At 67.8% G+C, this 25,744-nt stretch carries 25 protein-coding genes and 2 pseudogenes; 13 read left to right on the top strand and 14 right to left on the bottom strand.

The features are described from left to right. Positions 1-11 precede the first annotated feature (11 nt). Complete coding sequence (locus tag KIK15_RS03565) at positions 12-956, top strand: NAD(P)/FAD-dependent oxidoreductase (RefSeq protein ID WP_214242734.1); 945 nt, start codon at positions 12-14, stop codon at positions 954-956. 38 nt (positions 957-994) lie between these two features. On the opposite strand, the gene KIK15_RS03560 is transcribed toward KIK15_RS03565, so the two are convergent. Together KIK15_RS03560 and KIK15_RS03555 are read right to left on the bottom strand one after the other, a co-directional pair. Further along, positions 995-1,483, bottom strand: coding sequence for a histidine phosphatase family protein (locus KIK15_RS03560; RefSeq protein ID WP_214242733.1), 489 nt, complete (start codon positions 1,481-1,483; stop codon positions 995-997). Positions 1,484-1,490: 7 nt separating this feature from the next. Further along, positions 1,491-1,787, bottom strand: coding sequence for a hypothetical protein (locus KIK15_RS03555; protein WP_214242732.1), 297 nt, complete (start codon positions 1,785-1,787; stop codon positions 1,491-1,493). A gap of 131 nt (positions 1,788-1,918) precedes the next feature. Between KIK15_RS03555 and KIK15_RS03550 the strand changes: the two genes are divergently transcribed. Together KIK15_RS03550 and KIK15_RS03545 are read left to right on the top strand one after the other, a co-directional pair. After that, a complete protein-coding gene (locus KIK15_RS03550; protein WP_214242731.1) occupies positions 1,919-2,824 on the top strand; it encodes a DMT family transporter in 906 nt (301 codons plus the stop codon). Between the two features lie 58 nt (positions 2,825-2,882). After that, positions 2,883-4,283 carry an NAD(P)/FAD-dependent oxidoreductase gene (locus KIK15_RS03545; RefSeq protein WP_214242730.1) on the top strand — a complete coding sequence of 467 codons (1,401 nt, stop codon included), beginning with the start codon at positions 2,883-2,885 and terminating at the stop codon, positions 4,281-4,283. Positions 4,284-4,309: 26 nt separating this feature from the next. Here the strand turns inward: KIK15_RS03545 and KIK15_RS03540 are convergent, their stop codons facing one another. Together KIK15_RS03540 and KIK15_RS03535 are read right to left on the bottom strand one after the other, a co-directional pair. Next, on the bottom strand, positions 4,310-5,680 hold the full coding sequence (locus tag KIK15_RS03540) for an FAD-binding oxidoreductase (protein WP_214242729.1): 1,371 nt from the start codon (positions 5,678-5,680) through the stop codon (positions 4,310-4,312). Then, positions 5,677-7,533 carry an AMP-binding protein gene (locus tag KIK15_RS03535; protein ID WP_214242728.1) on the bottom strand — a complete coding sequence of 619 codons (1,857 nt, stop codon included), beginning with the start codon at positions 7,531-7,533 and terminating at the stop codon, positions 5,677-5,679. The genes KIK15_RS03540 and KIK15_RS03535 overlap by 4 nt, the downstream gene beginning before the upstream one ends. A 176-nt stretch (positions 7,534-7,709) precedes the next feature. Between KIK15_RS03535 and KIK15_RS03530 the strand changes: the two genes are divergently transcribed. The 3 genes from KIK15_RS03530 to mmsB are packed head-to-tail and all read left to right on the top strand — an operon-like array spanning position 7,710 to position 11,304. After that, entirely contained in the window at positions 7,710-9,230 is a 1,521-nt protein-coding gene (locus KIK15_RS03530; RefSeq protein ID WP_214242727.1) for a CoA-acylating methylmalonate-semialdehyde dehydrogenase, read from the top strand. Between the two features lie 2 nt (positions 9,231-9,232). Beyond that, entirely contained in the window at positions 9,233-10,432 is a 1,200-nt protein-coding gene (locus tag KIK15_RS03525; protein ID WP_214242726.1) for an acyl-CoA dehydrogenase family protein, read from the top strand. Next, entirely contained in the window at positions 10,429-11,304 is an 876-nt protein-coding gene (gene mmsB / locus KIK15_RS03520) for a 3-hydroxyisobutyrate dehydrogenase (RefSeq protein ID WP_214242725.1), read from the top strand. Before KIK15_RS03525 ends, mmsB begins: the two co-directional genes overlap by 4 nt. Positions 11,305-11,343: 39 nt before the next feature. On the opposite strand, the gene KIK15_RS03515 is transcribed toward mmsB, so the two are convergent. Both KIK15_RS03515 and KIK15_RS03510 read right to left on the bottom strand, forming a co-directional pair. After that, positions 11,344-11,847, bottom strand: a complete 504-nt coding sequence (locus KIK15_RS03515) for a MarR family winged helix-turn-helix transcriptional regulator (RefSeq protein ID WP_214242724.1) — start codon at positions 11,845-11,847, stop codon at positions 11,344-11,346. Between the two features lie 35 nt (positions 11,848-11,882). Next, positions 11,883-12,608, bottom strand: a complete 726-nt coding sequence (locus KIK15_RS03510) for a uracil-DNA glycosylase (protein ID WP_214242723.1) — start codon at positions 12,606-12,608, stop codon at positions 11,883-11,885. A 160-nt stretch (positions 12,609-12,768) separates the two neighbouring features. On the opposite strand from KIK15_RS03510, the gene KIK15_RS03505 reads away from it, so the two are divergent. Genes KIK15_RS03505 through KIK15_RS03495 form a run of 3 tightly spaced genes read left to right on the top strand, consistent with a single transcriptional unit; the run spans position 12,769 to position 14,435 of the window. Continuing rightward, positions 12,769-13,731, top strand: a complete 963-nt coding sequence (locus tag KIK15_RS03505; RefSeq protein ID WP_307851717.1) for an alpha/beta hydrolase family protein — start codon at positions 12,769-12,771, stop codon at positions 13,729-13,731. A 45-nt stretch (positions 13,732-13,776) separates the two neighbouring features. Further along, on the top strand, positions 13,777-14,058 hold the full coding sequence (locus KIK15_RS03500; RefSeq protein WP_214242722.1) for an AbrB/MazE/SpoVT family DNA-binding domain-containing protein: 282 nt from the start codon (positions 13,777-13,779) through the stop codon (positions 14,056-14,058). Continuing rightward, complete coding sequence (locus KIK15_RS03495) at positions 14,055-14,435, top strand: PIN domain-containing protein (RefSeq protein WP_214242721.1); 381 nt, start codon at positions 14,055-14,057, stop codon at positions 14,433-14,435. The genes KIK15_RS03500 and KIK15_RS03495 overlap by 4 nt, the downstream gene beginning before the upstream one ends. A gap of 22 nt (positions 14,436-14,457) precedes the next feature. On the opposite strand, the gene KIK15_RS03490 is transcribed toward KIK15_RS03495, so the two are convergent. The 3 genes from KIK15_RS03490 to KIK15_RS03480 all read right to left on the bottom strand — a co-directional run bounded on the left by KIK15_RS03490 (position 14,458) and on the right by KIK15_RS03480 (position 17,104). Beyond that, the gene (locus tag KIK15_RS03490; protein WP_214242720.1) at positions 14,458-14,967 is read right to left on the bottom strand and encodes a hypothetical protein; all 510 of its coding nucleotides are present in this window, start codon (positions 14,965-14,967) and stop codon (positions 14,458-14,460) included. Between the two features lie 45 nt (positions 14,968-15,012). Next, the gene (locus KIK15_RS03485; RefSeq protein ID WP_214242719.1) at positions 15,013-16,167 is read right to left on the bottom strand and encodes an endonuclease/exonuclease/phosphatase family protein; all 1,155 of its coding nucleotides are present in this window, start codon (positions 16,165-16,167) and stop codon (positions 15,013-15,015) included. Between the two features lie 121 nt (positions 16,168-16,288). Then, a complete protein-coding gene (locus tag KIK15_RS03480; protein WP_214242718.1) occupies positions 16,289-17,104 on the bottom strand; it encodes a FadR/GntR family transcriptional regulator in 816 nt (271 codons plus the stop codon). Between the two features lie 108 nt (positions 17,105-17,212). Here KIK15_RS03480 and KIK15_RS03475 point away from each other — a divergent pair, with 108 nt between their 5' ends. Then, positions 17,213-17,476 (top strand): SDR family oxidoreductase, encoded by a 264-nt coding sequence (locus KIK15_RS03475; RefSeq protein ID WP_250323916.1) that lies wholly within the window; start codon positions 17,213-17,215, stop codon positions 17,474-17,476. Positions 17,477-17,496: 20 nt separating this feature from the next. On the opposite strand, the gene KIK15_RS03470 is transcribed toward KIK15_RS03475, so the two are convergent. The 4 genes and pseudogenes from KIK15_RS03470 to KIK15_RS03460 form a co-directional block, all read right to left on the bottom strand. Continuing rightward, positions 17,497-18,780 (bottom strand): CoA transferase, encoded by a 1,284-nt coding sequence (locus KIK15_RS03470; protein ID WP_214242716.1) that lies wholly within the window; start codon positions 18,778-18,780, stop codon positions 17,497-17,499. Beyond that, positions 18,777-19,427, bottom strand: a pseudogene (locus tag KIK15_RS18705) (D-arabinono-1,4-lactone oxidase); the annotation flags it as partial. The gene KIK15_RS03470 and the pseudogene KIK15_RS18705, both read right to left, overlap by 4 nt. A 12-nt stretch (positions 19,428-19,439) precedes the next feature. After that, positions 19,440-20,120: an FAD-binding protein gene (locus KIK15_RS18700; protein ID WP_307851716.1), complete on the bottom strand. Its 681-nt coding sequence runs from the start codon at positions 20,118-20,120 to the stop codon at positions 19,440-19,442. Continuing rightward, on the bottom strand, positions 20,117-21,319 hold the full coding sequence (locus KIK15_RS03460; RefSeq protein ID WP_214243242.1) for an alanine racemase: 1,203 nt from the start codon (positions 21,317-21,319) through the stop codon (positions 20,117-20,119). The genes KIK15_RS18700 and KIK15_RS03460 overlap by 4 nt, the downstream gene beginning before the upstream one ends. 150 nt (positions 21,320-21,469) lie before the next feature. Between KIK15_RS03460 and KIK15_RS18830 the strand changes: the two are divergent. Both KIK15_RS18830 and KIK15_RS03445 read left to right on the top strand, forming a co-directional pair. Next, positions 21,470-22,496: pseudogene (locus KIK15_RS18830) on the top strand (DUF3558 family protein). Then, entirely contained in the window at positions 22,493-23,041 is a 549-nt protein-coding gene (locus KIK15_RS03445; RefSeq protein ID WP_214242714.1) for a DUF3558 domain-containing protein, read from the top strand. The pseudogene KIK15_RS18830 and the gene KIK15_RS03445 overlap by 4 nt, the downstream one beginning before the upstream one ends. Positions 23,042-23,072: 31 nt before the next feature. On the opposite strand, the gene KIK15_RS03440 is transcribed toward KIK15_RS03445, so the two are convergent. Then, positions 23,073-23,843, bottom strand: coding sequence for an acyl-[acyl-carrier-protein] thioesterase (locus tag KIK15_RS03440; RefSeq protein ID WP_250324134.1), 771 nt, complete (start codon positions 23,841-23,843; stop codon positions 23,073-23,075). A gap of 229 nt (positions 23,844-24,072) precedes the next feature. Between KIK15_RS03440 and KIK15_RS03435 the strand changes: the two genes are divergently transcribed. Further along, a complete protein-coding gene (locus KIK15_RS03435) occupies positions 24,073-25,740 on the top strand; it encodes an FAD-dependent oxidoreductase (protein ID WP_214242712.1) in 1,668 nt (555 codons plus the stop codon). Positions 25,741-25,744 lie beyond the last annotated feature (4 nt).

Here is a 25,744-nt window from a genome sequence, read left to right as displayed (position 1 = left end):
AGGAGACGGATTTGTCCAGTTACGATGCTTTGATCGTGGGCGGTGGTCCCGCCGGACTCACTGCCGCGGTGGTACTCGGACGACAGCGTCGACGAGTGCTGCTCGTCGACGCCGACACGCCCCGCAACGTCAACTCATCGGCGATCCACATGTTGCCGGGCCGAGAGGGCATGGCGCCGGCGGATTTTCGGGCCCGCGTCGCCGCTGAGATCGACGCGTTGGAGACGGTCACACGGGTCACCGGCCGCGTGGCGTCGGTGGTCGCGGCCGCGCCGGGCGTGGCCTTCACGGCGCAGGTCGAGCCCTTGGGTGCTGACCCGATCGAGGTGCGGCGGGTGTTGTTGGCAACGGGGGTCCGGGACCTCCCCGCCGACATCCCGGGGCTGGCCGAGAACTTCGGCCGCGGTGTGTATCACTGCCCGTTCTGCCACGGCTACGAGGTCAGCGGCCACTCGATCGCGGTCATCGCAGGCGGCTACTTCGGGGCCACGCTGGCCGGCTACATCCGTGATCGGTTCAGCGACAACGTGACATGGTTCTCCCACGACGGCGTCGTACTCGCGCCCGACATGCAACGGTTCCTCGATGAGGTGGGCGTGGTGCACGAACCCGCACCGGTGGCGGCAGTCGAGCCGGCCGCATCCGGGATGGTGGTGCGGACCTCCGATGGCGAGGTGAAAGTGGACTCCGTCTTCCACAAAGCAGATGTGGTGCAGCAGAGCACGTTGATCGCCGCGCTTGGGCTGGCGATGACGCCTGAGGGGTCGGTCTCAGTGGATGGCGGTCAGATGACAAGTGTTGCAGGCGTTTACGCTGCCGGGGACTGTGCGCGTGTCGACTCGGCGCCTGGACCGTCTGGCTTCGCGGCAACCGGCTCGGGAGACGGGCAGCGGGCAGCGGTCTGGCTCGAGCAGTCGTTGCTGCGTGAGGACGTGCGGCTGCCTGCCATGCAGTAACCGCTCGACTGGTCGTGGTCGCGCCTGCCTCGGCCGGATCAGCGAGGGATGAACAATCCGTTCACCCTCGCCGGGGGGCTGGGGGACAGTCCGATCGACGCCCAGTCTGTGGCGACGCTGACCACCGCATACGCCGAAGTGGGAAACCGATCGATATCGCCTGCTGGGTCCAAATACAGTGCCGTGGAGGGCATCCCGGGTTCGTGACCTACCACCAGTACGGTCTGCGCGTCGGCGGGCGCATGCACGCGGATCGCCTCGAGGATCTCCTCGGGCGCACCGCCGTAGATGTCATCGAGGTAGACGACGACCGCGGCGTCTGCGAAGCCTGTGCGCAGCAACGTTTCCCGCGTTCGCGTGGCGGTGGAGCAGATGACCGCATCGACGACGATCCCGTCGCGTCGCATCCAGTCGCCGGCCAGGGCCGCCTCCCGGATCCCGCGTTCGGCCAGCGGACGTTGGTGATCGGACACGCCGTCGGGATACCCGGACTTGCCGTGACGCATCAGGACGAGGGTGCGAGTCATGGTGGCCCTACCCGGCGCGGCGACGCGAGCGCAACGATGGGGTCACGTACACCGACGCCTGCCGCAACACCCGCGCGGTGTGCCGCCACGCCGCCGCCTCCTGGGTGTGGTGACGGGCGAGGTCGCCGTCGCCGGCGTACTCGGCGTCGTCGGCGGATTCGAGGTGGTCGATCTCCTCGTCGAGGCAGAACTCCGCGAGTTCTTGCCACACCCGGGGATCGGCGATCACACGGTCGATGTCAGCGCGCGACAGCGTCGCAAGCGCCTCGAGCTCGACGGCGAGTGCGGGCTGGACGTGATGCATGACACCACCGTATGCGCAGGTACCGACACCGCCCAAGCATCGTGTTCGGGGTGTCGTGAGGCGAATCGGACCAATGCCCCACCGACGGGGATCATCGCCGCGCGGCCGCGGCAGCCATTACCCTCGAGTCGGTGGACACCTGGCTTCCCGCACTGCTGGCCATCGGTGCCGCGGCGCTGATAGCCGTCGGCACCGTGCTTCGGCAACGCGCCTCCATGCGTTCGGGTGCGGCGGCGATGTGGTGGACCGGAGCGATGGTCGCGATCTGTGGCTTCACCTTGCAGGCGACCGCGCTGGGCTTGGGGTCAATCCTGCTGGTCCAACCGCTGGTGGTGCTCGCGGTGCTGTTCGCACTGCCGATGGAGGCCTACTTCGACCACCGGAGATCCACCCGACGTGAGTGGATGTGGGGTGGCGTCCTCGTCGGCAGCGTCGGGCTGTTCCTGTGCGCCGCGTCCCCGCACGACGTCGCGCGCAGGCCCGATCACCTGTTGATCGTGGTGACCATCGGTGGCCTCATCGCACTGCTGGTGGGCCTGGTCTTCGCGGCCGAACGTGCCGATCGACACAATCGGGCGCTGTACTACGGGCTGGTGGCGGGTGCGTTGTTCGGTATCAGCGCCCTGTTGGTCAAGACGGTGGTCGATGTGTCGCTCAACGACCCGCTGGCGCTGGCCATGCGCCCTGAGCTGTACCTCTTCGTGCTCGTAGCCGGCGGCGGCGTCATCGCCCAGCAGCGCAGCTTCGTCTCCGGTGAACTACAGACCTCGTTTCCGGCGATGACGGTGATGGAGCCTGCCGTGTCGATGGTGCTCGGGGTGAGCCTGCTCGGGGAGTCGGTGGAGGTCGGCTGGTGGCAGACCCCGGTGATGATCATCGCGCTGGTGGGCATGGTGTACGCGGTGGTGATCCTGGCCCGCCAGTCTGCGTTGCGTAACGAGCCCTGGGCATCGGATGCGGGCTCGGCCGACGCCGTAGACGCGCGCGGATCGCGCAACACCGTCGACTCGGCCACGCAGTCCCCGCCACCGGCTTGAACACCACATTTCGCCCGAACACCTGTGATCGGGCCCGGGATCGTTGCAGGCTGGTGCCATGACCACCGACACCGCCACGCCCGACGCCGACATCATCGTCATCGGAGGTGGGCCCGCCGGTGAGGTGGCGGCGCAGTTCGCCATCTCCGGGTCCGACCGCACCGCGATCATCGTCGAGGCCGAATTGTTGGGCGGCGAGTGCTCCTACTGGGCGTGCATGCCCAGCAAAGCGTTGCTGCGACCGCTGGAGGTGGCCGCCGCAGCCCGCTCGTTGGCCGGGTTCGAGGTGTCTGCACTCGATTCCGCCGCCCTGTTGGCGCGCCGCGATCAGTGGGTGAGCCACTACGACGATGCCGGGCAGCGCACGTGGGCCACCGGTGCGGGCATCACGGTGGTCGATGGCCGGGGGCGCATCGACGGCGAACGTCGGGTCGTCGTCGACGACGGCGGTGCGCAGACCGTCCTCACCGCCGGGCTCGCGGTGGTCCTGGCCACCGGCAGCGTGGTGGCTGTGCCTGATGCCCTGGCCGCCACCCACCCATGGACGTCGCGAGACGCCACCGGGGTCATCGAGATCCCGCAATCCCTCGTCGTGATCGGCGGGGGCGTGGTGGCCTGTGAAGCGGCGATCTGGATGTCGGCGTTGGGTTCTCGGGTCACCATGCTGGTCCGCAGCCGAGTCCTGACCACCCTCGACGACTTCGTCGGCGACGCGGTGGCCGAGGGGTTGCGGGCGGCCGGAGTAGCGGTGCGCACCGGTGTCGTGATCGACACCGCCACGCGTCCGGAGGCCGCCGACACCGGGGTGGGTCGGGTGCACGGCGGCCCGGTGACCATCACGCTCGCCGATGGGCAAACCCTCACCGCCGCAGAAGTTCTGGTGGCCACCGGTCGGCGCCCGGCGGTCGAGGGACTCGGGCTCGACACCATCGGTGTCGGCGACCCGCGTGATCTGGCCGCCCACGACTGGCTGTACGCGGTCGGTGATGTGTCCTTCGGTCCGATGCTCACCCACTGGGGCAAGTATCAGGCGCGCCTGGTCGGTCAGCGCATCGCAGCGCGCGCCGAGGGCGCCACCCCGCCACCGCAACGCCCCGATGTGCCGGTGCCTCAGGCCGTGTTCACCGATCCGCCGGTGGGCAGCGTCGGGCTCACCGAGCGCGCGGCCGGCAGGTCTGGGCGTGCGCACAGCGTCATCACCCAACCGATGCGGTCGGCCTCGGGGATCGGGCTGCTACGCGACGACGCGGGCGGCACCGCGCAGATCGTCGTCGACGAGGCCAGCCGCACCATCGTCGGTGCCACCTTCGTCGGGCCCGAGGCCGGCGAACTGATCCACTCCGCCACGGTGGCCATCGTCGGCAGGCTCACCGTCGACGATCTGTGGCATGCGGTGCCCTCGTACCCCACAGGCAGCGAGATCTGGCTTCGGTTGCTGGAGAAGTATTTCGGGTACTGAGCCGGCTGGGCCGCTTGAGGTGCCGATCAGACGATGGACCCGGGGTTGAGCAGACCGTCGGGGTCGAGTGCAGCCTTGATCTTGCGGGTGATGTCCATGACATCTTCGCCCACCTGATTGGGCAGCCACGCCTTCTTCATCCGGCCCACGCCGTGCTCGCCGGTGATGGTTCCGCCCAGCGCGATCGCCAGATCCATCACCTCACCGAAAGCGATGTCGCCGCGGCGCTTTTGGTCCTCGTCGTCGGGATCGACCACGATCAGAGGGTGGGTGTTGCCGTCCCCGGCGTGGGCGATCACCGAGATGATCACCTCGCGGCGAGCTGCGATGTCGGCGATGCCCTCCACCAGGTCGGGCAGCTTGGGCAGCGGCACGCCCACATCCTCGAGCAGTAGCATCCCCTTCTTCTCCACGCACGGGATGGCCACGCGCCGAGCCACGGTGAACGCCTCACCCTCGTCGGGATCGTCGGTGGCGAACACCTCCGAGGCGTTGTGGGCCTCGAACGCTTCGGTGATGATGCGGATCTCCTCGTCGGCGGCGGCACCGGGTGCGTCGCTCTGGGCGACCATCAGCGCGCCCGCCTCACGGTCGAGACCCATCTTCAGGTCATCCTCCACGGCGTTGATCGCCACGGAATCCATGAACTCCAACATGGCCGGTCGGATCTGGTTGACGATGTCGAGCACGGCCGAGGTCGCGTCGCGGACGTCGGCGAAGCTGGCCACCACCGTCGACTTGGCCGGCTGCGGCGGCAGCAGCCGCAGCGTCAGCTCGGTGATGATGCCCAGCGTGCCCTCGCTGCCCACGAACAGCTTGGTCAGCGACAGACCGGCCGAATCCTTCAACCGCGGCCCGCCCAGGCGGATGACCCGACCGTCGGCGAGCACCACCTGCATGCCCAGCACGTAGTCGGTGGTGACGCCGTACTTCACGCAGCACAGTCCGCCGGCGTTGGTGGCGGCGTTGCCGCCGATGGAACAGATCTCATACGACGACGGGTCCGGCGGATACCAGAGTCCGTTCTCGGCGGCGGCTTTCTTGACCTCCACGTTGAGCAGACCGGGCTGCACCACGGCCACCCGGGTGACCGTGTCGATGGTGATGTCGCGCATGCGCTCGGTGCTGATCGTGATGGCGCCGCCCACGCCGCTGGAGCCGCCGGACAGCCCGGTGCCCGCGCCACGCGGCACGATGGCCACCCGGTGGGCCGCCGCCCACTTCACGGCGGCGACCACGTCATCGGTGGAGTTGGCGCGCACCACCGCCAGCGGCATCCCGGCGTCGGGGTCGAGGGCTCGGTCCTGCCGATATCCACCGATGATGTCGGGATCGGTGACGACGGTCCCCTCGGGGAGCGCGGCGATGAGGTCATCGAGGGCGAGAGTGCTGGTCATTGATTCAGACTACCGTTCGTGTCAGATGGCGCGCCACCCCGGTCGGCGCGCGCAGTGTCGAGGAACTCGGGAAGGACCGGGAGTTCGGGAGAGTCGGTCGCCGACTCGTGCGTCTGAGCGTGTTCGAGGCGACCCTGCTCGATCCGCCGCAACTCCACCCGGCGGATCTTGCCGGAGATGGTCTTGGGCAACTCCGCGAAAGTGATCCGCCGGATGCGTTTGTAGGCGGCCAGGTGCGTGCGGCTGTGCTCGAAGATCGACTCCGCGGTCGCCTCGGTGGGCTCGTGGCCTGCGGCCAACACGATGTAGGCCTTGGGCACCGACAGGCGCAGTTCGTCGGGAGCAGGCACCACGGCTGCCTCGGCCACCGCATCATGTTCCAGCAGAACCGATTCCAGCTCGAACGGACTGATGCGGTAATCGCTGGACTTGAACACGTCGTCGGTGCGACCCACGTAGGTGATGTAGCCGTCGGCATCCCGGCTGCCCACGTCGCCGGTGTGATACACCCCGCCCGCCATCGCCGTGGCGGTGCGCTGCGGGTCACCGTGGTAACCGACCATCAGCCCCAACGGTCGCGCGGAGAGATCCAGACAGATCTCGCCCTCCGCGACTCCAGTCGCACCGGTGGCCGGATCGACGAGGGTGACCACATAGCCGGGGCAGGGCCGCCCCATAGAGCCGTCGCGCACCGGTTGTCCGGGGGTGTTGGCGATCTGCACCGTGCTCTCGGTCTGCCCGAACCCGTCGCGGATGGTCACACCCCAGGCCGCGCGGACCCGCTCGATCACCTCGGGGTTCAAGGGCTCGCCCGCACCGACCACCACGCGCGGCGGGGTGGTCAGCGCGCTCAGATCATGTTGGATCAACATGCGCCACACCGTCGGTGGCGCACAGAAGCTGCTCACCCCGCAACGCTGCATCTCCCGCAGCAGAGCCGCGGGGTCGAAGCGGGCGTAGTTGTAGACGAAGACGCACGCGCCGGCGATCCACGGCGCGAACACGTTCGACCACGCGTGCTTGGCCCAGCCCGGCGACGACACGTTGAGGTGGACATCGCCAGGACGTAACCCGATCCAGTACATCGTCGACAGATGCCCCACGGGATAGGAGGCGTGAGTGTGTTCGACCAGCTTGGGCTTGGAGGTGGTGCCCGAGGTGAAGTAGAGCAGCAGCGTGTCGTCGGCGTGGGTACGGTGTGTGGGGACGAAATCGACTGCGGCCGAACGGGCGTCGGCGATGTCGAGCCAACCGGGCACCGGTGGGCCCACGCTGATGCGGGTGTGGGCAGAGCCCACGGTGTTCGGGTTGTGGGCAGAGCCCACGGTGTCGAACGCGGGAGCCAGTTCACTGCGCGCGATCACATGCGCCACCCCGCCACGCTGCACCCGGTCGGCGATGTCGGACTCCGAGAGCAGGGTGGTGGCCGGGATGACCACCGCACCCAGGCGCATCGCGGCCAGCATCGCGTCCCACAGCTCCACCTGGTTGGACAGCATCAGCAGGATGCGATCACCGGGACGTACGCCGACCGTGTGATGCAGCCAGGCCGACAGGCGGATGGAGCGCTCCCGCATCTCGGCGAAGGTGAACCGCGTCTGGCTACCGTCCTCCTCCACGATCCACAGCGCCGGGCTGTCGGGGCTCACGCCGTGCGGCCCCTCGGCGGCGGCGCCGGTGGCCATCACGTCGAACCAGTCGGTGGCCCAGTTCCATTCGTCGAGTTCGGGCCAGGTGAAGTCGGTGACGGCGCGCTGATAGTCCTCTGGGTGGTCCAGTAGGAGGTTGCGGGCTGCGAGGAAGCGTGTGGTCCCGGTGCCGCCGATCCCGCTCGGTCCTGTGCTGCCTGCCATCTGCGACGCCTCTTCTCGTCGGTTCCGAACGGCCCGGGTGGCAGGCCGACGACATCTGATGAAAACGATACGTGACGGCAGTCACATGATCAGAAACTTGGACATGCAAGTGTTCTGTCACTAGGATATCCAAGTAAGCGGTGCAGGCCGCCGTCACACCGAACTTGGGGACCGCAATGACCAACGAGATTCCGCACTTCATCTCCGGCGCCCGGCGCGCCGGCACCTCCGGCCGCAGTGCCGACGTGTTGAACCCGAGCACCGGCGAGGTCCAGGCCACCGTGCCGCTCGCGTCGGTCGAGGAGGTCGACGCCGCCGTGGCCGTGGCCGTCGACGCCCAGAAGGTATGGGCCGCATACAACCCGCAGCGACGTGCTCGCGTGATGATGAAGTTCATCCAGCTCGTCAACGACAACGTCGACGAGCTCGCCGAGCTGCTCTCCATCGAGCACGGCAAGACCATCGCCGACGCCAAGGGTGACATCCAGCGCGGCGTGGAGGTCATCGAGTTCGCCATCGGCATCCCGCACCTCATCAAGGGCGAGTTCACCGAGGGTGCCGGTACCGGCATCGACGTCCACTCCATCCGCCAGCCCCTCGGGGTGGTCGCCGGCATCACCCCGTTCAACTTCCCCGCGATGATCCCGCTGTGGAAGGCCGGTCCGGCGCTCGCGTGTGGAAATGCGTTCGTGCTCAAGCCGTCCGAGCGTGATCCGTCGGTGCCGCTGCGCCTGGCCGAGCTGTTTCTCGAAGCCGGCCTGCCCGCCGGGGCCTTCCAGGTTGTGCACGGCGACAAGGTGGCCGTCGACGCGCTGCTCAACCACCCCGACGTGCAGGCTTTCGGTTTTGTCGGAAGCTCCGACATCGCGCAGTACATCTACTCGACCGCGGCCGCCAACGGGAAGCGCGCCCAGTGCTTCGGTGGCGCCAAGAACCACATGATCATCCTGCCCGACGCCGACCTCGACCAGGTGGTCGACGCGTTGATCGGCGCCGGCTACGGCAGCGCCGGTGAGCGATGCATGGCCATCAGCGTGGCCGTGCCGGTCGGCGAGGAGACGGCAAACCGCCTGCGCGCCAGGCTCGTCGACCGCGTCCGGGCGCTGCGCGTCGGCCACAGTCACGACCCCAAAGCCGACTACGGTCCGCTGGTCACCTCGGCTGCGTTGGAGCGGGTGCGCGACTACATCCGCCAGGGCGTCGACGCCGGCGCCGAAATCGTGATCGACGGTCGCGAGCGGGCCGCCGACGACCTCACGTTCGGTGACGCCTCGCTGGAGGGCGGTTACTTCATCGGCCCCACCCTGTTCGACCATGTCACCAAGGACATGTCGATCTACACCGATGAGATCTTCGGCCCGGTGCTGTGCATCGTGCGGGCCAAGACCTACGAGGAGGCACTTGCCCTGCCGTCTGAGCACGAATACGGCAACGGCGTGGCCATCTTCACCCAAGACGGTGACGCCGCAAGGGATTTCGTGTCACGCGTGCAGGTGGGGATGGTGGGCGTCAACGTCCCGATCCCGGTTCCGGTGGCCTACCACACATTTGGCGGCTGGAAGCGATCCGGATTCGGCGATCTCAACCAGCACGGCACCGCATCGATCCAGTTCTACACCAAGGTCAAGACGATCACCACGCGGTGGCCGTCGGGAATCAAGGATGGCGCCGAGTTCGTCATCCCGACGATGGAGTGAGCATGGCTGTCGCAACCACCGCAAGCGCCCACGGATCGGCCACCGACGATGTCAGTGACGTGATCGCCGAGACCGCCGCCGCGTTCGCGGCCAAGAAGATCGCCCCGTTCGCGTTGGAATGGGATGCGAGCAAGCACTTTCCGATCGATGAGCTGCGCGAGGCCGCCGAGTTGGGGATGGCCGCCATCTACTGCGACGAAGAGTTCGGTGGTAGCGGGCTCACCCGGCTCGACGGCGTGCGGATCTTCACCGAACTCGCGGTGGCCGATCCGACCACTTCGGCGTTCCTGTCCATCCACAACATGGCCACCTGGATGATCGATCAGTTCGGCACCGTGGAGCAGCGCGCCAAGTGGATTCCCAAGCTGGCCCCCATGGAGCTCGTCGCCAGCTATTGCCTCACCGAGCCGTCGGCCGGGTCGGATGCGGCAGCGTTGCGCACCAAGGCCGTTCGTGACGGCGACCACTACGTTCTCGACGGGGTGAAGCAGTTCATCTCCGGTGGTGGGGTGTCGGACGTGTACGTGGTGATGGCCCGCACCGGTGGTGACGGACCCAAGGGCATCTCTACGTTCATCGTCGAGAACGGAACGCCTGGACTGTCATTCGGTGCCCAGGAGAAGAAGATGGGCTGGAATGCCCAGCCCACCGCGCAGGTCGTGTTCGACGGGGTGCGGGTGCCGGCCGCCAACATGTTGGGTGGCCCCGCGGGTGAGGGCACGGGTTTCCGGATCGCCATGAACGGGCTCAACGGCGGCCGACTCAACATCGCGGCCTGCTCGCTGGGCGGTGCCCGTCAGGCGTTGGATCTGGCCAAGTCCTATTTGCGTGATCGGGAAGCGTTCGGCGGCAGCCTCATCGACGAGCCGACCATCCGGTTCACGTTGGCCGACATGGCCACCGACATCGAGGCGTCGCGACTCATCCTGGAGCGCGCGGCGACCGCCTTGGACAACGATCACCCCGACAAGGTGGCGTTGTGCGCGATGGCCAAGAAGTTCGTGACCGAGCACTGTTACGAGGTGGCCGACAAGGCACTGCAGCTACACGGCGGGTACGGATACCTGCACGACTACGGGGTGGAGAAGATCGTCCGTGATCTGCGGGTGAATCGAATCCTCGAGGGCACCAACGAGATCATGCGGTTGGTCATCGGACGCGCGGTTGCCGCCGATGCCACCGGGGGAGGGCGTTCGAGATGAATCGGATCGGATTTCTGGGTCTGGGCCACATGGGCGGGCCGATGGCGGCCAACCTGGTCGCTGCGGGTCACACGGTCGACGGCTATGACCCGGTCCCGGCCGCGCAGGCTGCGGCCACCGAAGCCGGTGTGTCGGTGGTCGGTTCGGCGGTCGAAGCGGTGGCGCATGCCGACGTGGTGATCACGATGCTGCCCAACGGAGCGCTGGTGCGCTCGGCCTACGCCGAGATCCTGCCCGTCACCCCGGCCGGTGCGGTGTTCATCGACAGTTCCACCATCTCCGTCGACGATGCGCGCGCGGTGAACGCGTTGGCCGACGAGCATGGTTTCGCCCAGGTGGATGCGCCGGTGTCGGGCGGGGTGAAGGGTGCCGCTGCGGGGACCTTGGCCTTCATGGTCGGGGGCAGCGACGAGGCCTTCGCGCAGGCCAAGCCGGCGTTGGAGCCGATGGCGGGCAAGATCATCCACTGCGGTGCCACCGGCAGCGGCCAGGCGGCCAAGGTGTGCAACAACATGGTGTTGGCGGTGCAGCAGATCGCCATCGGTGAGGCGTTCGTGTTGGCCGAGAAACTGGGGTTGTCGGCGCAATCGCTGTTCGATGTGATCACCGGGGCCACCGGCAACTGCTGGTCGGTGCACACCAACTGTCCGGTGCCCGGTCCTGTGCCCACCTCACCGGCCAACAACGACTTCACGCCGGGATTTGCCACCGCCCTGATGAACAAGGATCTCGGGCTGGCGATGGATGCGGTGAACTCCACCGGCGCCACCGCGCCACTTGGCACTCACGCGGCCGAGATCTACGCCGAGTTCGCGAAAGACAACGCGGGCAAGGATTTCAGCGCGGTCATCGAGACGCTGCGCGTCGGGTGAGTGAATTGCACCCGCCGGGGGGTGCAATTCACTCACGGGTCAGAAGTCGCCGGCGTTGCGGCGTAAGGCTTCGATCGAATCGACAAGCGCAGCAGAGTGTTGCGGTGAGAGCCCGATGTCGGAGAACACCTCGTCGTTGAGTCGGGCGGTGGCCTCTTCGACCGTCGACCGTCCCACCGGGGTGATCTCGACCAGCGTGGTCCGACCGTCGGTCGGATGGGGAAGCCGACGCACGAGGCCGGCGGCTTCCAGTCGCCGGATGGCGTGGGTGACGCTGGTGACGTGCACCTGCAGACGGTCGCTGGCGCGGGTGATGGGTAGCGAACCGGTGCGGCTGAAAGCCAGCAGGCGCAGGAGTTCGAAGCGCGCGAAGGTCAGCTCGAAAGGTCGCAGCGCGGCCTCCACCCGCGCCAGCAGTATCTGGTGTGCTCGCATCACCGAAGTGACGGCCACCATGCCGTCGGCCACATCGCCCCACCCCGCGGCCACCCAGTTGTCACGAGCCTTCTCGATCGGGTCGACCTTGCGTGGCTGCTCGGGCATGTCCTCATTGTCGCGCAGAAGGACGGTTCTGTGGCTCAGCCGGCGCGGATTCCGGCGAACTCGGCTGCGTCGGCAAGAACGGACTCCAGCATCGCCGGTGTGAGCCGCCCGGTGAAGGTGTTCTGCTGCGAGACGTGGTAGCTGCCGTACAGCCGAAGCGGCCGCGCCCGAGGGCGGTCGGCGTAGGGCAGATCGACGTGCTTGCCGTGCCCGAATCGTGGCCGGGGCACGCCGATCACGCGACCGTGCGTCTGTAACGCAGTCAACGCGGCCTGCCAGCCGAACGCGCCCAGGGCCACCACCGCGCGCAGCCGCGGAGCCAGGATCGTCAGCTCGGACTGCAGCCAGTGCGCGCAGGCATCCCGTTCGGCCGGGGTGGGTGCGTTGGCGGGGGGAGCGCAGTGAACCGGCGCAGTGATACGTACGTCGTGCAGCGCCATCCCGTCGCCGACGGAATCTGAATTCGGTTGGTTGGCCAGCCCGACCGCGTGTAGTGCCGCGAAAAGTACGTCGCCGCTGCGGTCACCGGTGAACATCCGCCCGGTGCGATTGGCGCCGTGCGCGGCTGGGGCCAACCCGACGATGAGCAGGCGTGCGGTCGCTGGACCGAATCCGGGAACTCCTCGGCCCCAGTAGATGTGATCGGCGTAGGCGCGCTTCTTCTCTCGGGCCACCTGCTCGCGCCAGGCCACCAGCCGGGGACACGCCCGGCACTCACACACCGCCGTATCGAGCGCAGCGAGGTCACTACGTGCAGACATACGACGACGCTACGCGGACCGTCAGGATGAGGTCTCGTGGACAACGGTCGGTGTCGACACCCTTGCCTCACGGATGCCCGCAGGGCAATACATCTCGGTTGGGTAACGAACGGTCGGTCATTCTGGACTTGTCCGGTACGGGACAGTTCCATTACGTGTCGTGGCGATATTGCGAACCTTGAGCCGATGCGTGGCGTTGCTGTCGGTGGCTGCTACCGCGGCAGTGGTGGCGCCCACGGCCGCCGCGGCGCCGGCGGCTGCGGTCACCCGAATCGACCGCGTCGATGCCGGCTTGGCCACCGTGTGGGTGTTCTCGCCGTCGATGGGCCGCGTCATCCCCAACCAGGTGTTGCTTGCGCCGAGGCCCGGACCTGCGCCGGTGTTTTACCTGCTCAACGGCCGTTCGGGTGGGATCGAGGGCGACAGCTGGGTCAAGCAGACGCGCTATCGGCAGTTCTTCGCCGGCCGTCAGATAATGGTGGTGTCACCGCTCGGTGGTCCGTTCAGCTGGTACGCGAACTGGCAGCGGCCCGACCCTCGCCTGGGTGTCAACCGGTGGGAGACATACCTGAACTCCGAGCTCCCGTCGGCGCTGGCGGCTCGGTTCCCCACCACCGGTCGCAAGGCGATCGCGGGACTGTCGTTGAGTGGGGGACCGGCGCTCGACCTCGCGGGACGATCGAGAGGTGCCTACCGTGCTGCGGCGTCCTACAGCGGATGCCCGGCCATCAGTTCGCCGGCAGGTATCGCGGCGGTCACCGCGACCACCGCTTTCGGGGGAGGCAACGCGTTGAACATGTTCGGTGCTCCCAGCAATCCGGCCTGGGTCGACCATGACCCCACGCGCAACCCTGCTCGACTGCGTGGCGTCGCAGTGTACCTCGCCTCGACGACCGGTGTGCCCGGAGCCATCGACGGCGGAGCGAATCCGCAACTGGCGCTGGGGCCCTCGCAGGTGGAGCAGGTCACCAAGTTCTGCACCGATCAGCTCGCGGCCGCGCTGCGCGGTGCGGGTGTGCGACACACCTATCGCGTGTTCGGGCAGGGCGCGCACACCTGGTCGCTGTTCGAGGCCGAGATGCGCGACAGCTGGCGGGTGATCGGACCGGCCATCGGAGCCTGAAGGCTCAGCCGCCTTTCGGTCAGCGGCCCGCCATGTGCGGGAGTGATGTTAAGGCGCAAGAAGTGCATCAGTGCCGCAATGCATGGCACTACGACGGTGGGTCGTCAAGGTCGGATTGTCATCCCAGCGGAGCTGCGCAGCGATCTGGGCCTTGGCGAAGGGGATGTCGTCCATGTCGCCCTGGAAGGGCGCCGAATTGTCATCGAACCTCCGCGGGATGCCGGTGCCGGTCTCCGCGGGATTCTGCTGGCCTCGTCCGATGGGCGGTCGCTGGTCGAGGAATTGCTGGCCGAGCGCGCAGCCGAGGCTGCACGCGACAGCGAATGAGAGTCCTCGACGCCTCGGCAGTGTTGGCGCTGCTCAACGACGAGCCTGGTGCGTCGATGGTCGCAGAACGACTCGACGGGGCGACGGTCTTTACGGTCAATCTGGCGGAGATCTTGACGAAAGTCGTTGACGTTGGCGGAGATCCACGAGCCGTCACGGCCCAGCTGGCTGCCGCAGGGGTTGCCTACACCGAGATCACGGTCGACGACGCTCAGCTTGCGGCGGTGCTGCTTGTGCTCGATGGGGCGCGCCAACTGTCCCTGGGCGACCGCTGCTGCCTCGCAGTTGCACTCCGGGTCGCTGACTCGCAGGTGCTGACCGCAGATCGTGCGTGGTCACAGCTGGCCGTTCCCACCACGATCGTGCAGATCCGCTGATACCGACCAGCACGCCGCGTCATCAGGCGCGGGTGTCGCGCGGTGCTGACGAGCGTTCGGTGACCAGCGCGGCGATCTCGTCGATGAGGGTGCGGAGCAGCGTCACATAGTCCGAGTGCTCGGGACCCAGATCGGCCAGGGCTCCGGCGCGGGCGCGGGCGGCGGCGACGTGATCACCTGCGGCACCGAATGATCCGAGACGACGCAGGTTGTCGGCGATGTTGAGGTGCAGCGACGGGTAGAAGGCCGCCACCTGCAGGCTGAGGCGTTGCTCGGCGGCCCGTGCGTCATCGATGAGGTCGGCGGCGTCGAGTGCACGCACGTCCCACATCAGGGCCTGTGCGGGGTCGTCGACCCTGTCGGCGAGGTGGTGGGCGAGCACGCATCGGTGCAACGGGTCCCCGGCTGGGGTGAGCCGCGACCACAACGCGATCAGGTCATCGCGGGGCTGTCCTGATCCCGCTCGATGCGCGGTGACCGCGGCGGTGATCTGCTCCATCACAGGATCGGGCTCGGTGGCAGACTGGCTCATGAGCAGGAGTGTGTCAGCTGGCCCCGACGATCGACGCGACGCACCTCAGAGCCGCAGGTCGAGCCACACCAGTCGGTGATCGCTGCTGACCGTCGGCGGCATGAACTCGCGCAGCGGCTGCCCCGGCGCCTGCCAGTACACCTGCGACCCGACGATCTGCAGGCCACGCGAGGGCAGCACGTAGTCCACGCGCAGGTTGCCCGGCTCGGGATCGGAGAAGTCGGCGGTGCGGTATTGCGGCGGGGTCTTGTGACCGGTCTCGCCGGCGCTGTCGATCACCGCACCCAGTGAGGTGGGCTTGGGGTCCTGCACGCGGGGCAGCGAGAGCACCTGGTTGATGGCTCCGACACCTGGTCCGGGCGCTCCGCCGTCGTTGGGGTCGCTGTTCTGGTCGCCCACCATCACGAACTTCGCGCCACGCGGTAGTCCGCCGCGCACACCTTTGTCGTCGTAGATGTAGTCGGCTCGTGTACCGCCGGCGATGTAGTCCGCCGACAGTCGCACCTCGTCGTGGTTGCGGCGACCGTTGCGGTCCTCGGGCCCGTCGAAGCTGGGCGGGGTGGGGTGGGAGGCCAACAGGTGGATGGTGCGGCCGTGCACATCGATGGGCAGATCCCAGTGCGACTTGCTCGACAGGCGCAGCTTGTCGGCGAACGCCCCGTAGTAGTCCCGCGGAATCAGGTTGCCCGGCATGTCTTTCCACAAGAAGTTCTGGAAGGTGCGCACGTTGGCGGTGTCGATGGGGAACTTCGAGGCGACCAGCATCCCGTACTGGCCGGGGAACGCCCCGAAGCCGTAGGCGTCGTCTGGTCCGTCGGTCTTGCCGTCCTTGTTCAGATCGACCCCGGTGGGCACGCCGGTGTTCACCGGTGCGGTGTAGAGGTACGGGTAGTCGATCGGGGTGGCCCCCCGCTGCGACCGCTTGAGGTAATTGTTCGAGAACGCCTGTGCCGCAGCCAGATCCGGATAGTAGTCGAACTCGTTGAGCAGCAACACGTCTGGATGGTTGCGTTGCACGATCTCGGCGATCACCTTGGCCTGGGCGTTGTCGCCGGACTGCAGGTCCGTGAGCAACCCGCCGGCAGCGGGGCGGTTGAGGCTGGCGTTGTAGGTGGCGAACCGAACCGTTGAACCACCGGTGGTCCCGAAGTCCGACGACCCGAAACCGGGGGCCGCTGCTGCGGTCGAGGCGCCACTCATGGCCAGAAACGTTATCGCGACGACGACGACCGTTCGTGAGAAACGGGGGCTACGCATGCGGAGAACCTTAGGACAGCTCAGCAAACGCGGGGTAACGCAGAAGCGGCCGCCCGGTGTCGTACTAGAGCCACTTGACCAGTTCGGTCGACCGCTGCGGGTAGCGCTCCCGGAACCGGGACACCACCTCGGCTATGTGGTCGGCCATCAGTGTGGAGGCCTTGCGGGGTTGCCCGGCGATGATCGCCTGGGCGATGTCGACGTGTGCATGGTTGAGTTCATCGTTCTCGGCCACTCGTTCGCTGGAGGCCAGCACGTGCTCGACCACGATGTGCGTGATGGACTGCGTGAGCAGCGTGAGGACCCGGTTCCCGCTGAGATCAGCGATCACCGCGTGAAAGTTGTTCAGGTCGGCGACCACCTCGTCCTCGTCGTGGGCGGCGACGTCGTAGTCGAGGAACGGCGCGAACGCCGCCTGTTTGAGCGCCCGGTCATCGATCCGCGCCACCTGCGCGGCCAGTTGCGGCTCCAGGATCTGCCAGGTGTCGAACACCTCGTCGTAGGTCGCGCCGGCCAAATGCAGGAACAGGGTGGCCGTGCGGGCCAGGTATCGGGCATTGAGCGCGCCGACGAACGGTCCGCCGCCGGGGCCGCGCTTGAGGGTGATCAAGCCCTGGACCTCCAGAATTCGCAGCGCTTCCCGCAGTGTCTCCCGGCTCACCTGATAGTCCTCGAGCATCTCGGACTCGGCGGGAAGCCGGTCACCCGGTTGCAGCCCACGCGCCACGACGTCGGCCACGATACGAGCGGCCGTACCCTCAGATGCCTTGGGAGACCGGGTCGCTCCGGCCTCGGTGGGCAGCGACGCGGCCGCCGAACTCGTGGGGTGATAAACGATCGGCAGACCGACATGGGGCCCGGTGTTCGATCCAACGCCCATGTGACCTCCGGTCGTGACTGGCGCGCGCAGCGATTCCTCGGCACGAATATGCGCCAGATCCTACGGGGCGCGCGGGTGCAATGTGGCCGTCACCGGCCGGTGTCAGACATGAATGCGCTGACGATGGGTCTTGCCGCGGCCTACGGACCCACCGTGCGGGTGAACACGGTGATGGCGGGCGCGTTCTTCACCGACATCAGCGCGGGGTGGGACATGGCGGCCTTCGACGAAATGGCCGCGACCTGGCCCCTGCAGCGCGGCGGTCGACCAGACGAGATCACCGGCGCTGTACTGTATTTCGCCGGATCCCACTCGTCCTACACCACCGGATCGCTGCTCGCGGTCGACGGTGGGCGGATGGCCGTCGGCTGACCCGAACCTCGGCGGCCTGGTCACCTGGCCGGGTTCAGCCGCTGCTCGACCAACACCTCGACCCGTGACGTGTCGGCTCCGAGTTCAACTGTGCTCACGGGGATGTCGGTGGGTGCAGGCGGTGGCGGTGCGGGTTCTTCACCGGTGTGCACCGGCGCGCCGGCCGGGTCGCTTGAGAGCTCTGCGTAGCGAGCTGCGATGTGGGCCAACGAGATGTCGATCAGTCCGCCGCCGCCCACCGACAGTTGCTGGGCGATCAGGCGTGCGGCGTCGATTCCGGTGAGTGGGTCGGCGATGGCATCGCCGCAGAAAGTCGGCGGGTGGGCCTGGGACGCGGGCACCACCAACCCGCCCGCCACCGCGGCATCATCGCCGAATCCCACCCAGTTCGCTGCGTCCCCGGTGGCGCCATGCCCGGTGATACGAAGCCACACCTGGCCCGGTCGGGGTGCGATGCTCGCAGCGTCGAGTCCCAACCGGCGTAGCGCACGTGGTCGCGCCGATTCGATCACCACGTCGGCGACCGCCAGCAGGCGCGCCAGCCGATGTCGATCGCGATCGAAATCAACTGCGTAGGATAGCTTTCCCGCGTTCAGCCACCGAAAGAAGGCTTTGTCGCCCGCGCGGGTCCCATCGGGTCTGCGGGTACTCTCCACCTTGACCACCGTCGCGCCCGCAGTTGCCAGCAGATGACCACACAGCGGGCCTGCCCACATCGAGGACAGGTCGGCCACCAGTAGGTAGTCGCCCAGCACCGCAGGGCTGCCCCGTTCGGTGCGGCTCGGGGCCTGCGGGCGGGCCTCGCCCAGGGCGGCCGCAGGCAGGCCCAACAGCCGCGCCCGCGCCACCCACTGCGCCGCACTCCGTCGGGATACTGTGCGGTGCAATGCCTGCCACTGTTCTCCCGGTGTCACCTCGGCCTCCACCAGGGCCGGAACCAGATCCAGGTCGGCGGCACGGGCCAGCGTCAACGCCCACCAGGCGCCATCGCCTGCCGACATCAGTCGGGTGGCTCCACCCACCGAGATCGTGCCACTGCGCACCGCCCCGGTCAGGCCGGCTCGTCCGGAGAACAGAGTCGCCGCATCGTGATGCACGCGTGTTCGAACAGTGGATCGGCTTTCCTCGCCCGCCACGGACCGGCCGCCGGTCAGATCCAATTCCGCAACAGCGGAGTCGAATTCGTGTAGCGCGGTGACTGCGCCGGCCAACACGCCCGCGCGGGACCAGTCACCCCGACCGGGAACTGGCCCAGACAGTGCGGCCAGGCCAGCTCGTCCCCAGGCGTCGCGGAGGTGGTTCACGCCTCGTCGAGCACCGTGGCCAGATGGGGGTTGGTGAACACCCGATGCGGATCGAGTTCTTCTCGTATGGAACAGAACTCGTCGAATCGTGGATACACCGCGCGCAGCTGACGGGCGTCGCAGGTGTGCATCTTGCCCCAGTGCGGACGACCGCCGCGACCGATCATGACGTCTTCGACGTCGCGGAAATAGGCGTGGTCACGATCTCGGTGGTAGCGGTGCACGGCGATGTAGCCGGTCTCGCGTCCGTACGCGGTCGACATCATCCGGTCGTCGGCTGCGGTGGCCCGCACCTCTATGGGAAACGACACCCGGTACCCGCGTCGTTCGATGAGCGCGCGCACCTCGCCGATCGCATCAGGCACCTGCTCGAGGGGCAGCGCGTACTCCATCTCGCGAAAGTGCACGCGGCGCGGTGCGGTGAACACCCGATCGGATCGGTCGGTGAACTCGCGGCCCGAGGCCACCCGACCGGCCACCCGGGCCAGCGGTGCGGTGAGAGCAGGCATCATCGACGACACTGCGCACAACGCCCCGAACGCCGCGTTGGACACCACCTCGTCGTTGATGAATCCGCTCACGCCGCCGCCGGTGCGCCGCGCGGGATCGGGGGTCATGCGGGTGTTGGACTTGCTCTGCACCACGTCGGTGTGGGGGAACTAGTAGAACTCGTGGTGATCGACCTCCCGGATGCGGGTACCGAAATCGGCTACGGCCGAATCGAAGTCGGTGATCTCCTCGACGGCGCTCAGATCGAATGCGGGCACGCATTGCAGGGTGATGTCCACCAGCACCCCCAGCGCGCCGAGCCCAGGCGCGATGGCGGCCAGCAGCCGCCCATCGTGACGGCCGATCCGCAGGGTGTCGCCGGTGCCGGTGACCATAGTCGCCCCGATCACCTGGGTGGCCAGTCCGCCGAACCCGACACCGGTGCCGTGGGTGGAGGTGGAGACGGCGCCGGCCAGGGTCTGGCGGTCGATGTCGCCGAGGTTGGGCATGGCCAGGCCCAGTGGATCGATCAGGCCGGGAACCTCGTACAGGTGTGTTCCCGCACCCAGGGTCACCTGGCCTCGGGGCACGTCGGTGGCGATCAGCCCGCGCAGGTGGCGGGTGTCGATCAGCATGGCGTCGGTGGCGGCGATGGCACTGAAACTATGTCCTGCACCGATGGCCTTGACGGTGGTGTTGCGGGCCAGGGCCGCACGTACGACAGCGGCCACCTCGTCGGTGTCGCGCGGGGTGACCGCGCGGGTCGGGCTGATGGTCTGGGTACGACCCCAGTTGCGTAAGCGTCGCCCGGGTACGCCGAGAACCGTTGTGGGGGAGTCGGTGTGGGTCACAGAAAACACTTCCCTTCGCCTCGGTACGTGCGGTGGCGTCCGACGATCTGTCCGCTGCGGACCAGCACGATCTCATCGGTGTGCTCGGCGGTCTCCCCGGATTTGCTGTGGCGAAACCACACTCGATCACCGATGGACAGGGTGGCCGCTGCGGGTCCGCGTAGCGGTGTCTGCACCTCGCCGGCCGCCTCGCGGTCGAAGTAGCGCAATCCTGCCGGCCACACCGGGCGAGGTAATCGGTCCGGTCCCGGCGGGCCAGAAGCGACCCAGCCGCCACCATGGCAGGTGATGACGTCGGTGGCCGGTCGGCGAACCACGGTGAGCCCGAACGCCATCGCCGGGGCCGGCTGAAAGTGGCGGTAGGTGTCGAACAGGTGCCCGCCGAAAAATCCACTGCCCGCCGCGATGTCGGTCACCGACGGGTCAGTCGCGGTGAACTCGATTGAACCGGTGCCGCCGGCGTTGACGAACTCCAGATCGGCCACCTCCTGGATCGCGGCGATCACCCTCGCCCGCCGGGTGCGCAGCTCCGCCGCTGATCGTCGTTGCATCACTCGGATCATGCTGCGGTGCAACAGGTTACCGGCCGCATCGCCCACCCCGGCGATCTGTGCCTCATACGACATGGCCCCCACCAGTCGCAGCTGTGGACGCGCGATGATGGCGCGCGCCAATGCGGACGCTTGCGCGGTGTCGTGCACCGGGGAACGCCACACCCCGATGTGTCCGACCACCGGTGCGCGCAGCGACGCATCGACATCGATGGCCACCCGGATCGGCGGAGCCGGTGCAGGCACTGCCGCACAGATCAGGTCGATGCCTTCGATGCTGTCGACGAGCAGAGTGACACGCGCTGCGGCCACCTCATCGGCGGCCAGCGCAGCGATGGCGTGGCGGTTGGCGGTGGGGTAGCCGACGAGGACATCGGTGATCGACGATGCCGTGGCCAGCCAGTGTGCCTCGGCCAGGTCGTAGGCCAGCACCCCGGCGAACCCGTCGCGGGCGAGGATGTCCTCGATGATCCCGCGCACCCGCAGCGACTTCGACGCCACGCGGATCGGCACGCCGCCCGCGCGGCGCGCCACGTCGGCGATGTTGAACTCCAACGCGTCCACGTCGACGACGACCACCGGCCCGTCGAGGTCGGCGACAGCTGCCGAGATCGCCGTCCAATCGGGCGAGTGAGGCGAACCGCTCATGGTCGGGACGCTGTCGCGGGCATCGATCTGGGTCATCGCCCTCACCATCCCTCGAGTACGTCGGAGTTGCTTCGACGCTAGAGCACCGCTTGCGGCCGCGCGGGTGCATCGACCCAGATCGCGCCGGTGTCGCCGGATATATTCGGCAGCGTGTCGAGTGTGCGGGTAGACGCCTGGATCTGGGCGGTGCGGCTGACCAAGACGAGGTCAGAGGCCGCTGCCGCGTGTCGCGGCGGGCACGTCAAGGTCAACGGCGTGACGGCCAAACCTGCCCAGCAGGTGGCCGTCGGCGACGAGGTGCGGCTGCGGGCGGGCGGCCGCGATCGCATCGTCGAGGTGGTGGAGTTGCTGCGCAAGCGCGTCGGTCCGCCCGTCGCCGCAGCAGCGCTGATCGACCGTAGCCCGCCGCCCCCGCCTCGGGAACTGCTCGCCGCCGTCCCGGTCCGCGATCGTGGGGCCGGGCGCCCGACCAAACGCGATCGGCGTGAGATACAACGACTGCTCGGGCGAGACGCCTGAGGTCGCGACGGGTCCGCTCAGCGCGGACCGGCCGGGGCCGTACGCATCTACACTTGCGGGCGTGAACACATGCCGTGATCGCCGCGCCGCCGCCGGTCGACGAGCGGTGGGTCTGCTCGCCGTGCTCGCCGCCGCCGCCGCGCTCACCGTCGGCTGCTCGGACTCCGGCGGCGGGTCTGATTCGGGTGGCACCGCCATCGCCCTGCCCACCGAACCGGCCGGATCGGGGCCGTTCTTCGGCGAATGCGGCGGCGTGGACGTCAGCGACGTGTCCAAAGCAACCGGTGTCAACGGGCTGACCAACACCGTCAACAATCCCTCGGCGTGTGAATGGGTGACCGGCGCCGATCAATTGGGTCCACAGATGTCGTTCAACTGGTACCGCGGCAGCCCGATCGGACGTGAACGCGCCACCGAACAACTCGCGCGGGCCTCGGTGGAGAACCTGACCATCAACGGACACTCAGGCTTCATCGCCTCCGATCTGGGGATCTGCGAGATCGGGATCGCCTTCGGGGCCGACTTCTTCGAGTGGTCGGTCTCGCTGGGCACCACCGCACGCACCTCCACCGCACCCAGTCCGTCGGCGACCGCGGACGAAAAAGTGTGCGAGGCAGCGAAGACGTTGTCCACCTTGACCATCGAGCGGTCGAAATGAGGCGGGCGCTGGCAGCCCTAGTGCTGTTGCTGGCGGTTGTCCTGACCGCATCGGGGTGCAGCCGTGCGGTGTCCGGGGAGCCCCGTTCGGTCGACGCCGGTGGCTCCTCGGGCAAAGGCGACGTCGACACCGACCAGTTCGACAAGCTGACGCTGGAATGTCGGCTGCTGGCGCCGGACGTGCTGGCCAAGGCGGTCGGCGGGGTCACCGCCGAGAGCAGTTTCAACGGAGCGATCTGCCGCTGGGTGGTCAGTGGACCGGTGATCACGGGGGTGACCTTCAACTGGTTCGAGACGTCTACGCTGCAGGTGGAGAAGGACACCGCCAAGAAGCTCGGCTACACCACCGAGAACGTACGGGTGGCCTCCACCGCGGCGTTCACCAGTCGTGACCCCCGGCGGCCTGCGATGTGTGGGGTGACCGCGAAGTCGCCCATTCGGGGTACCTACACCTGGTGGGTGGAACCGCGCACGCAGACCGCATCTGGCGATCCCTGCGCCGCGCCCACCAAGCTGATGGAGTTGGTGCTCAACGGAGGTCAGTGACCGGCCAGAACACCGTGGCGCACATCATGGATCAGGCGTAGGCCCGGGGCTGTACTGAGACGGTGGCAGCCACCTGTGCCTCGACGATCAGCCACATGAGGAGTCTGTTGCCCTCGCGGGTTCGGCGGATGGTGATGGTGGCGCCAGGTGTGATGGGTCGCAGGTACTCGATCACCGCGCGAAACGGTCCGGCGATCAGATCCGGATGCTCGACCAACTCGTCCTCGACCGCGGCCCAGTAGGCGGCGTTGTTGAGGTGCTTGAACGGATCGAAGTCGGTGCTACGCAACACATGTGGCCGGTCGGTGCCGTCGTCGGCGGGCAGCGGATCGGGGATCATGGTCTTCCACCGCAGCCGGTGCTCGTCGGTCATCGCCGCCAGCATCTCGAATGCCTCGTCGGTGATCCGTGAGGGCAGGCCCTGATCGTTGACGTTGATCCAGAATCCCTCGCTCTCGATGAGCCCGGGCGGTCGCGGTTCGGTGTTGAACCGGTTGGTCTCATGCTCGGCGGTGACCCGTACCCGCATGTTGGTCCATCGGGTCGACAACGCCCCGCACCACCGCTGCAACGTGAGGTTGGCCGGCCAGCTGATGGGTGAGATGACGTCGATGACGGTGCGTCGCACGATCCAGAACGGGTCGGTGGCGTGGAACTCGGTGGCCTCGATGTTGTCGTTGGCGATGTCCTGCAGATAGCGCGCGGTGCCGTCAAGGCGCAGGCGCATGTGTTGGTCCACGTCGCCGGTGCGGACCCGATAGCGCGACTCGAAGTACTGCGCCTTCTCCGCGCGCGGAGCCAGCGGTGGATCGAACCGGTCGGGTGCGGGCGGGGTGGTCTGCTCGGTCACGGGTGTCCTCTCGGTCGGTGCTCAGCATAGGCATCACGATCGGCGGTGCTCGGTCTCGATCAGGTGGACGGGCTCAGCGTGCGGGGTCTGCGCGGCGTCGACTCTGACATCAATTAATGTTGAGATCGACCACACGTTCCCGCGACGGGGGCGTCAGAGACGAGCCGAGGTCGAAGCCCCTATGGCGCATGTGATCACCCAACCGTGCTGCAACGATGCCAGCTGCGTCGCCGTGTGCCCGGTGAACTGCATTCATCCCACGCCGGACGAGCCGGAGTTCGCCACCGCCGAGATGCTCTACATCGATCCCGACACGTGTATCGACTGCGGCGCCTGCATCGACGAGTGCCCGGTGGAGGCGATCTTCCCCGACGATCAGCTCGACGCACGCGGGGAGCGCTACCTGCAGATCAACGCCGATTACTACCTCGATCACGACGTCTCCGGTGGGCTGGTGCCACCGCGCAAACAGCCGCCGCTGCCTGCCGGGCGTGAACTGCACGTCGCGGTCGTCGGAGCGGGGCCGGCCGCGTTCTACGCCGCCGAAGAACTGCTGCGGCATTCCGCGGCGCGGGTGGACATGTTCGACCGGCTGCCCACCCCCTACGGATTGGTGCGCGCCGGGGTGGCCCCCGATCATCCGTCGACCAAGAACGTCGAGAAGAGCTTTGCGGCGGTGGCGGGCAAGAAGTCGTTCGAGTACTTCCTCAACGTAGAGGTGGGAACGCATGTCACCCACGCCGAACTCACCTCGCGCTACTCGGCCGTCATCTACGCCGTGGGCGCGCCCACCGACAAGAAGCTCGGCGTCCCCGGCGAGGACCTGCCCGGATCGATCCCCGCGACCCAGTTCGTGGCCTGGTACAACGGCCACCCCGACTTCGCCGACCTCGACTTCGACCTCTCGGGTGAACGTGCGGTGGTGGTGGGCAATGGCAACGTGGCCCTCGACGTCGCGCGGATCCTGCTCACCGAACCGGATACGTTGGCGCGCACCGACATCGCCGACCACGCCATCGAACGGTTGCGGTCATCGCAGGTGCGCGAGGTGGTGTTGCTGGGTCGGCGCGGCATCGCGCAGGCGGCCTACACAAACCCGGAGTTCCTGGCCATGGGTGATCTGCCCGGTGTCGACGTGATCATCGACCCCGACGAGTTGATCCTCGACCCCTCCAGTGCCGCAGCGCAATCCGCCGGATCTCTGGACTCGACCATCGCCACCAAGATCCGCATCGCGCGCGAGTTCGCCGACCGGACCCCCACCGACGGACATCGCCGCGTGGTGTTCCGCTATCTGGTGTCACCCGCCGAGTTGACCGGCGACGGCGCGGTCTCGGCGCTGCGGTGTGTGCGCAACGAGTTCACCGGTGCCGAGGGCGGGGCGGTGTCGGCCACCGACGACACGTTCACCATCGAGACCCCGATGGTGTTGCGGGCCATCGGATATCGGGCAGTCCCCATCCCTGATCTCCCGTTCGACGACGCGCGGTCGGTGGTACCCAACGCCGACGGTCGCGTGCTCGCCGAGGCCGGCGGTGCCCCGCTGCCCGGGGTGTACGTCACCGGGTGGATCAAGCGCGGTGCCACCGGCGGGATCGGGATGAACCGATGGGACGGGCAGCAGACCGCGCGCGCGGTGCTCGCCGACTTCATCGACGGGACCATCGCCGATCCCACCGCCTCCCGCGACGAGATCCCCGCGCTGGCGGCCGGCCGGGGCGCCAAGAGGATCGACGGGGCGGGATGGAAGAGCATCGATGACGCCGAGAAGGCGGCGGGCCGCGATGCCGGGCGCCGTCGCGTCAAACTGGTGCGTATCGACGAGCTGGAAAGCGCTGCGGCGGTCTGACTCT

The organism is Williamsia sp. CHRR-6 (assembly GCF_018474015.1).
Classification (GTDB): domain Bacteria; phylum Actinomycetota; class Actinomycetes; order Mycobacteriales; family Mycobacteriaceae; genus Williamsia_A.
The sequence above is the reverse complement of the archived record's forward strand: the minus strand, read 5'-3'. Positions and strand labels throughout refer to the sequence as shown.